Source organism: Candidatus Nitrosocosmicus franklandus, assembly GCF_900696045.1.
Lineage (GTDB): Archaea > Thermoproteota > Nitrososphaeria > Nitrososphaerales > Nitrososphaeraceae > Nitrosocosmicus > Nitrosocosmicus franklandus_A.
In genome coordinates, this window is the sequence record NZ_LR216287.1 from 1,559,468 (window position 1) to 1,574,200 (window position 14,733).

14 protein-coding genes are annotated in these 14,733 nt (G+C 34.4%); 7 read left to right on the forward strand and 7 right to left on the reverse strand.

The window, feature by feature from the left end; all coding sequences use genetic code 11:
* Positions 1-34: 34 nt before the first annotated feature.
* Positions 35-766: a 50S ribosomal protein L2 gene (locus NFRAN_RS07360; protein WP_134484273.1), complete on the reverse strand. Its 732-nt coding sequence runs from the start codon at positions 764-766 to the stop codon at positions 35-37.
* A gap of 204 nt (positions 767-970) precedes the next feature.
* Here NFRAN_RS07360 and NFRAN_RS07365 point away from each other — a divergent pair, with 204 nt between their 5' ends.
* From NFRAN_RS07365 to NFRAN_RS07375, 3 genes are all read left to right on the forward strand, one after another.
* The gene (locus NFRAN_RS07365; RefSeq protein ID WP_134484274.1) at positions 971-3,145 is read left to right on the forward strand and encodes a CDC48 family AAA ATPase; all 2,175 of its coding nucleotides are present in this window, start codon (positions 971-973) and stop codon (positions 3,143-3,145) included.
* Between the two features lie 180 nt (positions 3,146-3,325).
* Entirely contained in the window at positions 3,326-4,687 is a 1,362-nt protein-coding gene (locus NFRAN_RS07370; protein WP_134484276.1) for a diaminopimelate decarboxylase family protein, read from the forward strand.
* Positions 4,688-4,745: 58 nt separating this feature from the next.
* Entirely contained in the window at positions 4,746-5,033 is a 288-nt protein-coding gene (locus tag NFRAN_RS07375; protein ID WP_134484278.1) for an acylphosphatase, read from the forward strand.
* 92 nt (positions 5,034-5,125) lie between these two features.
* On the opposite strand, the gene hisF is transcribed toward NFRAN_RS07375, so the two are convergent.
* Genes hisF through NFRAN_RS07400 form a run of 5 tightly spaced genes read right to left on the reverse strand, consistent with a single transcriptional unit; the run spans position 5,126 to position 8,920 of the window.
* Entirely contained in the window at positions 5,126-5,929 is an 804-nt protein-coding gene (gene hisF / locus NFRAN_RS07380; RefSeq protein ID WP_134484280.1) for an imidazole glycerol phosphate synthase subunit HisF, read from the reverse strand.
* A 1-nt stretch (position 5,930) separates the two neighbouring features.
* Positions 5,931-6,647: a 1-(5-phosphoribosyl)-5-[(5-phosphoribosylamino)methylideneamino]imidazole-4-carboxamide isomerase gene (gene hisA / locus NFRAN_RS07385; RefSeq protein WP_134484282.1), complete on the reverse strand. Its 717-nt coding sequence runs from the start codon at positions 6,645-6,647 to the stop codon at positions 5,931-5,933.
* Complete coding sequence (gene hisH, locus NFRAN_RS07390) at positions 6,644-7,273, reverse strand: imidazole glycerol phosphate synthase subunit HisH (protein WP_134484284.1); 630 nt, start codon at positions 7,271-7,273, stop codon at positions 6,644-6,646. The genes hisA and hisH overlap by 4 nt, the downstream gene beginning before the upstream one ends.
* A 3-nt stretch (positions 7,274-7,276) precedes the next feature.
* Positions 7,277-7,888 (reverse strand): imidazoleglycerol-phosphate dehydratase, encoded by a 612-nt coding sequence (locus NFRAN_RS07395; RefSeq protein WP_134484286.1) that lies wholly within the window; start codon positions 7,886-7,888, stop codon positions 7,277-7,279.
* Positions 7,889-8,920, reverse strand: a complete 1,032-nt coding sequence (locus tag NFRAN_RS07400) for an HAD family hydrolase (protein ID WP_134484288.1) — start codon at positions 8,918-8,920, stop codon at positions 7,889-7,891.
* Positions 8,921-9,053: 133 nt separating this feature from the next.
* On the opposite strand from NFRAN_RS07400, the gene NFRAN_RS07405 reads away from it, so the two are divergent.
* The 4 genes from NFRAN_RS07405 to NFRAN_RS07420 all read left to right on the forward strand — a co-directional run bounded on the left by NFRAN_RS07405 (position 9,054) and on the right by NFRAN_RS07420 (position 14,057).
* Positions 9,054-9,320 (forward strand): winged helix-turn-helix domain-containing protein, encoded by a 267-nt coding sequence (locus tag NFRAN_RS07405; RefSeq protein ID WP_134484290.1) that lies wholly within the window; start codon positions 9,054-9,056, stop codon positions 9,318-9,320.
* Positions 9,321-10,193: 873 nt separating this feature from the next.
* Positions 10,194-11,738, forward strand: coding sequence for a Glu-tRNA(Gln) amidotransferase subunit GatD (gatD, locus tag NFRAN_RS07410; protein ID WP_134484292.1), 1,545 nt, complete (start codon positions 10,194-10,196; stop codon positions 11,736-11,738).
* Positions 11,739-11,743: 5 nt separating this feature from the next.
* Positions 11,744-13,717, forward strand: a complete 1,974-nt coding sequence (gene gatE / locus NFRAN_RS07415) for a Glu-tRNA(Gln) amidotransferase subunit GatE (RefSeq protein WP_134484294.1) — start codon at positions 11,744-11,746, stop codon at positions 13,715-13,717.
* Entirely contained in the window at positions 13,701-14,057 is a 357-nt protein-coding gene (locus NFRAN_RS07420; RefSeq protein WP_134484296.1) for a hypothetical protein, read from the forward strand. Before gatE ends, NFRAN_RS07420 begins: the two co-directional genes overlap by 17 nt.
* 40 nt (positions 14,058-14,097) lie before the next feature.
* On the opposite strand, the gene NFRAN_RS07425 is transcribed toward NFRAN_RS07420, so the two are convergent.
* The gene (locus NFRAN_RS07425) at positions 14,098-14,634 is read right to left on the reverse strand and encodes a 4Fe-4S dicluster domain-containing protein (protein ID WP_134484298.1); all 537 of its coding nucleotides are present in this window, start codon (positions 14,632-14,634) and stop codon (positions 14,098-14,100) included.
* Positions 14,635-14,733: the final 99 nt, after the last annotated feature.

Genomic DNA, 14,733 nt, shown 5'->3' on the forward strand with positions numbered 1-14,733 from the left:
CAATTAAACGTGACAGATCGTGCATTCTTAGCTATTATTGTCTCTTCTTTATTCTTGCTCTTCCTGTCTTTCTTGGTGAAATGTTGCCTACTTTAGCACCAGGTGGAGTATTTCTTCCAACAGATGATGGGTGACCAATATGTTGGTGTCTTCCTCCACCATGTGGGTGATAAACAGCTGCTTGAGCGATTCCTCTAACCACAGGATATAGTCTTCCTCTTGATTGCATGTATTTAGCTTTATTTCCTGCTTTAAGGAATGGTTTTTCTCCCTTGCCTCCTCCTGCAATGATTCCAATCATTGCACGACATCTTGGATTCATGTCTAGAATCTTACCCGAGGGGAACTTTACTTTTACACTATCAAATGAGTGTGAAAACACTATAGCTGATGATCCGGCGGCTTTAATCATTTTTCCACCATCACCATAGTTTCTTTCTATATTACAAACTACAGTTCCATCAGGAATCGAACCAAGGTCAAGAATATTTTTAGGGTTGGGTTTAGCTCCTCTTCCCATCTCAATCTTATTTCCTACAGCTGTACCTTCTGTAGCCGGAAGATATGAATAATTATTGTCATCAAATTTAATTTTAGCAACTGGTGCATCTCTTCCTCGTTCATGAATTAAATCCATTACTGTGCCATTATGAAGTTCATTGATTTCAAAATTAGGATACTTAGTGGGGGCTATTTTTCCAGTTATGATTGCTCTGAATTGCTTGCCCCCTCTACCTCTTCTTCGTACTAACGTCCTTTTTCCCAATTAAATCTATATACCGATCTAAGAGCCCCGCTATTAAATTTATTCTTGTTCATCAAGACAAAGATCCGAATGTTCGTCTATGTTGTAATAACGAAATTAAACACATTCATCCGAAATACCTTTATTTTGAAGAATAATCTTGAACAGTTACACATTTCATAGATAATAAAGTTATAAGGAGTCATGACGTTATGTATTGTAATCATGAGCCAAAACACCATATCACTAAAAGTGCTTGAAGCCTATACCCGAGATGTAGGTCGTGGTGTTGCTAGAATCGATTATGATTCTATGGATGCTTTAAGCGCTTCTACGGGTGATGTAGTGGAAATAAGAGGTAAACGCAAAACAGTTGCAAAATGCTTGCCTCTTTATCCTTCAGATGAGGGTAAGGGTATCATACGAGTTGATGGTCTGGTCAGAAATAATGCTGGTGTAGCCATTGGTGACACCGTGATTGTCCGAAAGATTAAAGCAGTGCCTGCAGAAAAAGTAATTGTAGCACCATTAGAAGCTATTCCACCAATTGACGAACGATATCTCGCTGATGCTCTAGAAAGTGTACCGTTAATAAAAGGTGATAACGTGATGGTGCCATACTTTGGTGGTAGACTTACTTTTCAAGTAATAGGAGTAACCCCAGGTCCTGGTGTTGACGCTGTTTTAGTCACACAAAAAACTGTATTTCATATAGCTGAGCGTGGAGAAACGCTCCGTGGAGTGCCACAAGTAACCTACGAGGATATTGGAGGTTTAAAGGAAGAAGCCCAGAAGGTTCGAGAAATGATAGAACTTCCACTCAGACATCCTGAAATATTTGAGAAATTGGGTATAGAGGCACCCAAGGGAGTATTGCTATATGGTCCGCCGGGTACTGGTAAAACACTGCTGGCAAAGGCTGTAGCAAATGAAAGTAATGCTCACTTTGTGAGTATCTCGGGTCCAGAAATAATGAGTAAATTCTACGGTGAATCGGAAGCAAGATTACGTGAAATATTCAAAGAAACCAAAGAAAAGGCCCCGTCTATCATGTTTATAGATGAAATAGACTCTATTACTCCAAAGCGTGAAGAAGTAACGGGAGAAGTTGAGAGAAGAGTTGTATCTCAATTACTATCATTAATGGATGGATTAGAAGCAAGAGGTAAAGTCATTGTTATCGCTGCTACAAACAGACCAAATGCTATTGACCCAGCTTTAAGAAGACCTGGTAGATTTGATAGAGAAATTGAAATCAAAGTTCCAGATAAACGTGGAAGGTTAGAAATCTTACAAATTCACACGAGAAATATGCCCTTGGATACTGATGTAAATCAAGAAAAGATTGCATCTGTAAGCCATGGTTTTGTTGGTGCCGATTTAGAATACCTTTGTAAAGAAGCTGCAATGAAGTGTTTACGTAGATTACTACCAGAACTTAATCTTGAAGATGAGAAAATTAATCCTGACGTGTTAAATAAATTGGTTGTTACAATGGCCGATTTTGAAAATGCAATTAAGGAAGTAATGCCCTCAGCTATGAGAGAAGTATATCTCGAATCTCCAGATGTACAGTGGACTGATATCGGTGGACTGGATGAAGTCAAAAGAGAGCTGCAAGAGGCTGTAGAATGGCCGTTAAGATATCCTGACTTGTATACAAAGTTAGGACACTCTAATCCTAAAGGAATTCTTATGCATGGTCCATCTGGTACCGGAAAGACCATGCTTGCTAAAGCTGTAGCAACCGAATCAGAAGCTAATTTTATCAGTGTTAAGGGACCAGAGTTATTGTCAAAATGGGTGGGAGAATCAGAAAGAGGTATCAGAGAAATCTTTAGACGTGCAAGACAGGCAGCACCATGTGTTGTTTTCTTTGATGAAATCGACTCTATAGCTCCAATTAGAGGCCTAGGTGGAGATAGTATGGTAACCGAAAGAGTTGTTTCTCAACTTTTAACCGAATTGGATGGGATCCAAGAATTAAGCAGTGTAGTAATTATTGCTGCAACTAATCGTTCAGACATGATAGATCCAGCTTTATTAAGACCTGGCAGGTTTGATAAGATTGTGTACGTTCCGTTACCTGATAAGGTTACTAGGAAAAAGATTTTGGAAATTCATGCAAGTCAAAAACCCATCTCAGAGGTGGTCGATTTTGATAGAATTGCCGAACTTACTGATGGATTCAGTGGTGCAGATATGTCTGCTGTTGCAAATACTGCCATATCTTTAGTCTTACATGAATATCTTCAAAAATATAGTAATCCCGAAGATGCTGCAAAGCATGCGTCAGAAGCACATGTAACTATGAAGCATTTTGAGGATGCTGTAAAGAAGATAAAAACTCAGAGAGATAGTAAATCAGGAGAAAAAGTTACAGTTCCTTATTATAGATAATTTTTCCATTTTCCTCTGACTTTTATTTTTTTATTGATTAAAAAATTCTGTATTATTGTAATTTTTGTTTGATTTTCATACCGCTTCATGTAAATTATCTAACATAAGTGATAAAATAAAAATAATTTTTGGGGGCAATGTTTTTAAGTTAAATCTCTTTGAATAAAATTCACAAAAAGAATGGTTGAAAATGTAGTACAGATTATTCAAAACAAAAAAACATTATCAAGAATAAATCGTTTTATTACAAACGAGGAGATAAATCAGTTAGTCGAGGAGTACGGAACTCCTTTATATTTAGTTGATGAGGGAACGTTACATGAAAAAGTTTTAGAACTTAAGAATGCATATGAAAAATTTCAAGGCCGAGATGTAAGGATCGCATATTCAATTAAAGCTAACTTTAATCCGTCTATTCTTAAAACATTCATCAAGGATAATATTACATTCGATCTTACATCACTTGGCGAATTATTCTTTGTTAGAGAATTAAAAATTAATCCCGATAATATTATCTATACTAGTGTAACGGAAGAATTAGAAGAATATAAACAGGTATTATCATACGGTATTAAGAGAGTTGTTGTTAGCTCATACTTTGGCTTGATTAATCTATCACAAGCTGCAAATATTGTTGGTTTGATTCCCAAAGTAATGGTGCGCATAAATCCTGAAGTGGGGGTTAAAGCTGAAGTACGTGCATCGTACAAAAATGGCAAGTTCGGAGTTCCCTTAAATGGTGGAAAGGTTGATTCGGCTTATTATATTGTTAAATCAATTTTTCGTGATCCGATGCTCGAGTTTGAGGGGTTTCATTTTCACCTGGGATCTCAAATTACAAACTTTGTATGTTATATCAATGCATTGGAAAGATTAAACTCTCTTTTGAATAAACTTAAAAAAGAGATTTCTAATTTTTCACTTAGGACGTTGGATATTGGAGGTGGAACTCCGGTTTTCTATAATGAACCAGTTCCTACTCCACAGGAAATGGCGTCTGTGTATTTAGATAAACTGAATGAATTGGTATCTTATCATGGTAAGTTTACCCTAATGATAGAAAGCGGTAGGTTCCTTGTAGCAGAATCTTCTTTAATGATTTCAAAAATTGTCAATACTAAAGAATATAGTGATCACAAGATCGTAATTCTGGATACAGGTTATCATTTGTTATTGGATGCTGCTCTTCTCAAGCAAGAATATCCACAAGAAGTAGTATTAAATAAGAGTAACAATAATCACCTTTACCTTTCAGATCGTAATAAACAGTATACTGGAAAAAATATTCACCTTGCAGGACGATTATGTGATACTTTTGATGTTTTTCATACATCAAAAGTATCTGATTTATCGTATGCAAATATAGGGAATTATATTTTGTTCTACAATGTAGGAGCCTATTCTTTAGTTTTTAATATGCCGTTTCATTGTCAGACCAAACCGCCAGTTCTCATGAAGACATGCGATGGTAGCATAAAATTAATACGAAAAGGTACTTCTTTTAATGATCTATATATAGAAGAAGGCGGCTTAATTCCTTAATTTTTATTGTGAATAAATGTCGCATACTATATATGGTTTGTGGTGCTGATAATCTTATTTGACAGAAGAGATTAGAGTTCATATTTTTGTTAGAGGAAAAGTTCAGGGAGTTTATTATCGTCAAAACACACTGCAAAAAGCCCAAGAACTAGGTATTTTCGGCTGGGTTAGAAATTTGTCAGACGGACGAGTAGAAGCGATCATGGAAGGTTCTAAAATCAATATTGAAAAAATGTTAGCTTGGTGTAAAGAAGGTCCTGTAGGCGCCTACGTAGAAGATGTTGAAATTATCTACGAAGAATACAAAAATGAGTTCTCGACTTTTGATATTATCAAAACACTATAAATAATATCATCTATCTTTCTGTACATCTATTACTCTATTGTTGTTAGGGATGCGTAATTTGTCAAAATTTCCTTCTCTTTTTCCTCTTATTTTTATGGTGGTCTTACCAAGATCTCGTTTAATGTCAGATACCTTTTAACTTCCCTTAATTTTGCCTTATTGAAATGAAACAGTGAAGCGGCTAATGCAGCGTCGGCTTGTGTGTTTTTGTATACCTTTAATATGTCGTCAACTGAACCGCAACCTCCTGATGCAATAACTGGAATATTTATTTTACTACAGATCGCATTAGTCAATTCTATATCATATCCATTTTCTGTCCCGTCTGTATCGATACTTGTCAAGAGTATCTCTCCCGCTCCTAATTTTTCTACTTTTTTTGCCCATTCTATGGCATCGATTCCTGTGGGTTTCTTTCCACCAAAAATTTGTATTTCAAACCAGTAATCTTTTCCGTCCTTGGAAAACATGTGTTTTCCTTTTTTATCAAAAGTTCTCTTTACATCCATGGCTACTACTATACATTGTTTTCCGAAAATATTCATTAGTTCTCGAATCAATTCAGGGTTTACTACTGCTGCGGTGTTAATCGATACTCTGTCAGCACCGCTTAGTAACATATCACGTGCGTCCTCTAAAGTCTTGATCCCGCCTCCTACGGTAAACGGAATATTAATCACACTTGCTACGTTCTTTACAATGTCTTTCATAGTTTTACGGTGTTCTTCTGCAGCAGTAATATCTAGGAAAATTAATTCGTCTGCTCCTTCATCACTATATTGCTTAGCTAGCTTAACTGGATCGCCAGCATCTTTTAACTCTTTGAAATTAATGCCTTTTACGACCCTGCCTTTATTTACATCCAAACAGGGTATGATTCTTTTTGCTACTGCCATATCAGATCAATTCTTGGACATGTTCTATTTTCAGCTTGTTGTCATACAACGCTTTTCCTAATATTACAGCATAACAATTAACATTCCTTAACTTTAGAATATCGATAATATTACTAACCCCTCCACTAGAAACAATTTTTATATCCTTGAAAGCATTGTGTATTTTAACTAATGTTTCTATGTCTGGCCCCCCCAATGTGCCATCTTTGTCTATATTAGTTAACAAGAACTCTTTGATTCCTAATTCTTTGTAAAATCTTATTGCATCAAATAATTTTATGCCAGAAAATTCTTTCCATCCAGAGATCATGACATTTTCCTTATTATGATCGACAGATATTATAATCTGACCAAGTCTCTTTTTAGAGATTTTCTGTATCATTTCAGGTTGCTTAAAGGCAAATGTTCCAATAACAACTTTAATTGGCTTTTTAATATCCAAGAACCTATTTATACTATTTATAGTCCTAATTCCGCCAGCCACCTGGACTGGAATATTTACAGATTCTATTATTTTTAATATCAATTCGATGTTATTCTTACCAGTATTCAATGTTGCATTTAAATCGACCAGGTGCAACATATCAACGCCTTCAGATTCCCATCTTTTTGCGACCGCTAAAGGATCATTGTAATATATAGTTTTGTTTTCGAGTTTGCCATTAACTAGCCTGACTACTTGACCGTCCAATAAATCAATTGCTGCGATACTTTTCATTTTGATCTTTTACAAATTTTTACAAAATTTTTTATCATTCTTTCCCCTGTTGTGCTTGATTTCTCGGGGTGAAATTGGGTACAATATATATTATTAACTTCTATTGAAGCAGGGATATTTATCCCATAATTTGATGTCGACGTTATAATGTCACTATCCTTGGGTGTTGTATAATAAGAATGTACAAAATAAACCCATGATCCATTAGATACTCCCTCAAATAATTTACTATCTTTCTCTGTTATCTCCAAACAATTCCATCCTATATGTGGAATTTTTACCAAATTCTTTGGTAGAGATAGTACTTCTCCTTTTATTATGTCTAATCCAGCTAACTTTCCCTCCTCGCTCTTCTCAAATAACATCTCCATTCCTAGGCATATGCCCAAAACGGGTATATTTTTTTCTATAATCTTTGAAAACCCTGCTCTACATTTATTTATTGATATGATTGCAGGGTCAAAATTTCCAACTCCGGGTAATATTATCCCATCTATCTCATCGGATATACTATCAAAATCGAGATAATTTGTTATCTTTACCTCATCTGCTCCATTTCTTTGTAAAGACGATTTCAAACTAAAAATATTTCCAGCACCATAATCGAATATTGATACTTTTATCATATGTTACATCATACCTTTGGTAGTTGGAAGTCCTCCTTCATGATCTGGATCTATTTTGATTGCGCTTTTCAATGCTACCGCGGTTGCTTTTATAGCAGATTCAATCTTGTGATGATCATTTATACCATAATGTACAATAATATGCATACAGCAATTCAAATTCCCAATAAATGATTGAAAAAAATGAATAATATCTTCTTGTGATATGCCCTCTATATTTTCTCTTTCTAATTTTAACTCGAGATGACTAAATTGTCTCTTTATCAGATCGACAGCAGCGCTTGAAACTGATTCGTCCATGGGAATTGTAGCATTTCCGAAACGGTTGATGTTCTCTCTTTTACCAAGTGCCTTATTTACAGCTTGACCCAGTACGATTCCTGTATCTTCTATTAAGTGATGCCTAATACCGTCCTCGCTTTTGGCGGTTAATTGAAGATCAATTTTGCTATGCTTTGAAAACGAGATTATTAGGTGATCTAAGAAATCAATTCCAGTGCTTATTTTTGAAATTCCTTTTCCATCTAAATCAATCTTAACGACGATGCTTGTTTCCTTCGTCTTTCTCTCTATCACACCCGTGCGCTGATGATCCTTTATAATCACTATTTGCATTTAATTTTTTGTAATATTTAATATATTTGGTAAATCATTAACATTTTCTATAATCAAATCAGCTTTTTTTGACTTTAATATTTCCTTTTTAATTTTATACAAGTTGTTTCCGTTGATTTTATCATTTGTGTCGGTAGCGATGCCAACACTGTGATTGTTTTTAGATCCTTCTCCATATACTCCACAGAAATACACCCTCTTATTTTTTACTTGACTATTGAAATTTTTAACCATCAAGAGATCCGCGACAGAATCGCCTACGTACAACGCACTTTTTACTCTTAAATTATCCAATACTTTGTGGAGAGAAAATGGATTTGGTTTTGAAAATTCCCTTTTTTCATCCTCCAAAAATATGCAAGCAGCTTCTTTAAAATATTTGATAAGATCGCCTAAAGTAAAATAAGAGGCAACCTTGCTTCTACCGGATATCAACCCTAAATTCCCATCGAATCTTTGTGAGAGTTTTTTGATTGATTCTTCTTTTATTATTAGTATATCATTTCTAATTAATGGTTGTTCAATATAATATCTTGGTTCTCTGCTGAATTGTCTTTTAAAGAGATCCGGCCCGTAAAAAATTTCATTAAAGCACGTAGATATCAGGTTTTCGTTTTTATCCTTCCCTCCGTTGCTTGGATAACCTAATTCATTTATTAAAGCACGCATGTTGCCCGTCTTCTCTAGTTCCTTTTCTACCGAATTCGTGCCTTTATCGTCGAGTCCTTCTATTATCTTATCAAAACTAACTAAAGTTTGTTGTATATTCATTTTATTTATCAGAATACAGTGCAATATGATCAAAATAATCGCATAAGCAGTATCAATGTCATTATTAAAACCGCCTGTGTTCCGCAATTTTGAAATGAATTTCTCAAAGGGAAATTCATTTGCAACTTCAATATCATAACTATCTTTTAGAATTATCTGAACTGTTTTGATTATAGCTTTATCATACGATCTTCTGACGTCTACCAATACTCCATCGATATCAAAGATAACAGCCTCGCACTGATCTATACCAATAACCAAGTCTTAAATTCCAATAGTGTTCAATTACTAATAACTGTATGAATATGTATCATAGCAATTACAATCAATATAGTATATTAATATAGTATAATCAACGATATAAGTTATATATTACAATCTTCTATACTATTGTGTGAAATATCGGAACAGGACCGAAATAATATCTAATATTCTAAACGCAGCTAATGGAGGCATTTCTAAAACGAAAATAATGTACAAGGCATTTCTTTCTTATGCTCAGATCAGAGAATATCTACCTATTTTATTAGAAAATAACTTACTGGCATTAGGTCCTGATGGTAAATACCGTACAACTGAAAAAGGGATTAGATTCTTGAAGATGAATGAGGAGATCCAAGAATTAATAGAATCAAAATCGCTTCAAGATGACTTTACATAGCTCATGTCTGTCCTTAGTAGAATAGAACTTTGTAGATGAAATCTGAAAGTGGTCTCACGCTATAGTAACCATAGTCTATACTGGTAGATAAACCATGATAACTAAATGTGCTGTTAAAGTATCAGATAAAATGAGATTATAGCACATATATTATTAGAATTTAATTTGGACGAGGTAGCATATCTGATTTTTGCCTTTGCTATTTATAACCAATCTTTTTTCTATAATTATCCAACAACACGAGCTTACTCAATACCCCGCATCATTTAAGATAGATAGTTACCACCGTACAATTGGGGAATGTATTATTCGATGTATCTCACAATATATGTTTCTCTACATGGCTAAATAGCTATCAGTTAATTCCCTTCTGTGGTATACTAGACTTAGCACCAAAATCTCCTTGTTGTTACCTCTTTTAGTAATTTAGAGCGTATAAGAAGGATAGGTTGCTTTTTAATATTTTTAATATTGCGACCATTACTTCTGTTTTATGCAGATTTGGTTATATCCTTGAAATAGGGATCTGGCAATGCTTCTCCGATATTCACGATGTCATATACCAACTAGGCTTTGCTATCATTTTGCAGAAGACAAGACGACAAATCTAAATGGTGATTTCGTATGTGTGTTTTCGAGAAAAAGAAAACGATCAAGACAACATTAATTATGGATTCATACAGATAATATCTGATTATTATCTAAATAGCTTTTGTTTACAAAACTGAATTATTGAGTATGGATATAGTTGTGTATATTATTCTCAGACGCACCGAATGTTGGGAAAATGTTTACAAAATAAATAAAGTATCACTTTTTACATTACAATATGTCTAACTATATATTTTATGACTTATTTCATTATTTCTATAATTGACCGAAAAAAAAATTGATACTTTAGATTCTTATTCAGATGGTGATAATGGAAAAACCCACTATAGCAAGAATTCTCAACAATTTTTGAACAAATTTAAAGTAAAAATCGGTAATGATGTAAAAATAGTTACTAAAAAACAAGAATTTTTTGGAATTATTTTACCTAGATATGAAACTTTTAGTGATAAATATATAGTGTTAAAATTAAAAAGTGGATACAATATTGGTATAGAGGTTAAGAATATCGTTGAAATCATATCTTTAGAAAACGGTAATGATAATGATCAGTCGTCTATAAAACACATTACAGACGAATCTATCGTTTCGTCCTCTAAAACTTCTGCGTCACTCTTTGCATCTACATCATTATCAACACAAAACCTGCCATCAAAATCCGGCACTATTCAGGAAGATGATCATCTTCACTTTGATACAAAAGAAGATTCAAAATCCTTGCCTAGGATATTGCTTATTAGCACAGGTGGAACTATAGCGAGCAAAATCGATTACAGAACAGGCGGTGTAACATCGCTTTTGACTGCATCAGAATTGTATTCTGTTTTTCCTGAATTAGCAGAATATGGTCTTATTTACCCCGAATTTTTGTTTAACGAATATAGTGAGAATATAGAACCAAGACATTGGTCATTATTGGCCGATCGAATATCTCGTGCAGTTACTAAAGAAAATTATGATGGAATCATTGTATCTCATGGTACCGACACTATGCATTACACCTCCTCTGCATTGAGCTTTGCACTCAAGAACATTCCTATACCTGTGATCTTGGTTGGCTCTCAGCGCTCATCTGATAGACCCTCCTCTGATGCGTTTAGTAACCTAGTTGGTGCAATTAAATTCATAAAAGATGCAAAGTATTCAGGAATTTTTGTTTGTATGCATAGTAATACTTCAGATGATATTATTGCATGCCATATAGGTACGCGAGTAAGAAAAAATCATACTAGCAAACGTGATGCATTTAAATCACTCGATTCACTTCCATTTGCTTTCATCGAAAATTCTGGCATAATAAGATATAACTATCCGTCGCACAATAAAATAATAAAATACAAGGATACTTCAAAACCTTTCATATCAAGAACAGCTTTTGACCCTCGAGTATTTCTTTTAAAATTCTATCCCGGCTTTACCCCATCATTTTTAGAAATGTTTTTGAACTTTGATTATAAAGTCATAATCATAGAGGGTACTGGACTCGGTCATATAAACAAGAAATGTTTTTCAAATATACTAAAATTGATCAACTCAGGTATTTTTGTTTTTATGACGTCTCAGTGTATTTTCGGTAGGGTACAGATGACAGTATACGATACGGGTCGAGATCTTTTGGGGTTGGGTGTTATCCCACTTTCAAATATGAGCTCTGAGACAGCTATGGTAAAAGCCATGTGGGCTTTGAGCAATAATACAGGGACTGAAGATTTCATCAAGATCATGAAGTCCGATTATGCAGCAGAATTTTCTGATATTTTACCTTTGGTTTCTTCTGTACAAGAGGTAGGAAGAAGAGGAGAGTAAGTGAGATGAGTTTCGACCTTGATAAATTGAATGTCAAAGTTGGATTCGAAATACATCAACAACTAAATACACCAACAAAATTATTTTGTAGCTGTGATAGCAAGGGTTCAGATGATTCATATGATTTTAGTTTTATTCGTGTCTTAAGACCAACTAAAAGTGAATTGGGAGATTTTGATAGGGCTGCCTTATTTGAACATGCTAAAATGAGTTCTATCAAATATTATTCTAAAATTGGGTACAGTTGCTTGGTTGAAGCTGATGAAGAGCCCCCACATGATGTAAACAAAGATGCACTTGAAACAGCATCGCTCTTTTCTTTAGCATTAAAATCTAATATAGTTGATGAAATTCATGTCATGAGAAAACTGGTTATTGATGGCTCAAATGTTAGTGGATTTCAGAGAACGATGTTGATATCTACAGGTGGTTATCTGGAAGTAGAAAATTTCAGAAAAGTTGGTGTGCAAAGCATTTGCTTGGAGGAGGATGCCGCGAAATTAATTTCGACTACAAATCCAAAATTTAAAGAATATGGATTAGATCGACTGGGAATCCCGCTCGTAGAGATCGCACTAGAACCTATTTCTGGTACTCCTACAGAAATTGTAAATGTGGCACTCACCCTGGGAAGATTACTTCGAAGCAGTAAAAGAGTAACAAGAGGGATCGGAAGTATAAGACAAGACGTGAATATTTCTGTCAATGGAGGACAAGTTGTAGAGGTCAAGGGAGTACAGCAATTATCTCAACTAGTTAAAGTATTGGACTATGAAACAAAAAGACAGTTTGGTATGATTAAAATCGCAGAGGAATTTAGTAGTAGAAATATCGAGGATTCGTTAATTGGAGATAAGATTGTTGATGTGACATCTTTATTTAATAATTCATCATCTAACGTTATAAAGAAGATTCTGAAAACTCCTGATCCTGTTATTAAGTGTATTCGCTTGAAAAAATTTGCAGGACTTGTTGGGTATGAACCTGTAAAGGATATTAGAATTGGAAAGGAGTTAGGGGAATTCGTTAGATTTTTTGGATTAGGTGGTCTCTTCCATTCAGATGAATTACCTAATTACGGAATCACAAATTCTGAGATCGAGAACATTAAGAAATCTCTTGATATTGTTCAAGATAGCGATGATGCATTTATTATTATCGGAGGTAACAGGAACAAGATTGATAATCTGATAGATCCATTAATTAAGCGAATAATTCAGTTCAAATACGGTGTGGTTGCAGAAACCCGTTCAGCTACATTAGATGGGACTACTATTTTCTCACGTCCTAGGCCAGGTTCGTCTCGTATGTATCCTGAAACAGATATAATGCCAATTCCAATCGATCCAGAGTTGATTGATAAGTTAAAGGACAAGATACCTTTACCATGGAACGAATTGATCAAACGAATTATGAAAAAATATGGTTTAAATATGAAATTATCTGAACAAATATTTGATTCTGACTATTATGAATTATTTGAAACTATAGTTCAGGCTAATCCCTCTTCCTCCTCCTCTTCCTCCTCCTCTTCCTCTTCGATGTTTAGTCTTTCTCCTACATTTGTTGCATCAAAACTTACTGAGGATATCGTGAGTCTTTCAAGAAATAATCTTGATAAAAACCTCCTAACCGACGAAATGATTCTTGAAATCTTTGATAGATTAGGAAAAGGACTTGTTGCAAAAGAATCAGTTATCTTGATTTTTGAAAAAATAATGAAGGGAGAAAGCATATCAGTACAAGAAGCAATAGATTCACTCAATTTAACCAAAATGGATGAAACAGAACTTTATTCACTGTTGGATAAAATATTTAATGATAATCTCAATATCATAAGAGAAAGGGGCGTTAATTCTATGGGTATACTTATGGGCAAGAGCATGTCAGTTTTAAGAGGCAAAGCAGATGGCAGTAAGATCAACAATTATTTAAAGTGCAAATTAGAAGCTTTCCTTAAAAATGAATCAACTAAATAATATGACTCGTTTACCAAAATCAATTAAAAGTCATTATTTTGATTCACTTGTCATAAATTTGGAAAATTTGAGAACGCTTTTACAACAGTATAAAATTGAGAATGATGAATCTGAGGAGGTATGTATATTGATTTCCAGGATTTATAATCATAAGGTAGATTATCTTTTGGCAAGTTGTGGTGATGACTGGAACAAATTAGAGCTTTTCTCATCTCCATTAATCATTTTTGTACAAAGTATTGGAGAATTACTTGGCCAAAACAATACTAATATTTCATCAGAGTGTAAGCTTATTTTGTATTCATACACAAAAACTCTAGAAGCTTGGATGATTTGGTGATTATTTTACTAGTTGTTTGTTTGATTAAAAAAAATAATATTTAGTGTGCGTGCGGCGGAGGTGCACTTCCTTTTGATAATTCTTCATTAAATGTTCCTGATGCTTTCTCGTGGAATTCTAATGCAGATTGATCTACCTTTATTGCTTGAGGTGGACATACTGATACACATGCCATACACCAGATGCAATCGTGTTCTCTAATTGGATCTGCCTTATCAGTATAATCCTTCCTTTCTTCTTTTTCAGAAGAACCAGTACCTTCCCATTCATAATTTGAAACTTCCTTAGCTGGTACATCGTGCTCAGTTCTATACCATTGAAATACCTGTACTGGACAGGCCTCAATACATGCACCATCTGCTACACATGAGTCCCAGTCGACTGCTACCATGGTCCCACTTACACCCAATGGTCCCACTTCTTCTCCCTTTGCTGCAAATGCTTCTTTAACTTCTGAATTTTCTGCGGCTTCTTTTAGTGAACCTGGGCCCCATAAATAATGAAAATGTTCACCGTCTGACATTTTTATCTTTCCAATTACCTGATGATTTTTTGGAAAATCTGGATCGATTGGCATATTTTTTCGCAGTGGTATTTGATCTTATATATTATATAAACCATGTGTAAATTTTTTTCAAAAATGATGATTCTATATATAAACTATGGTGAGTCAATC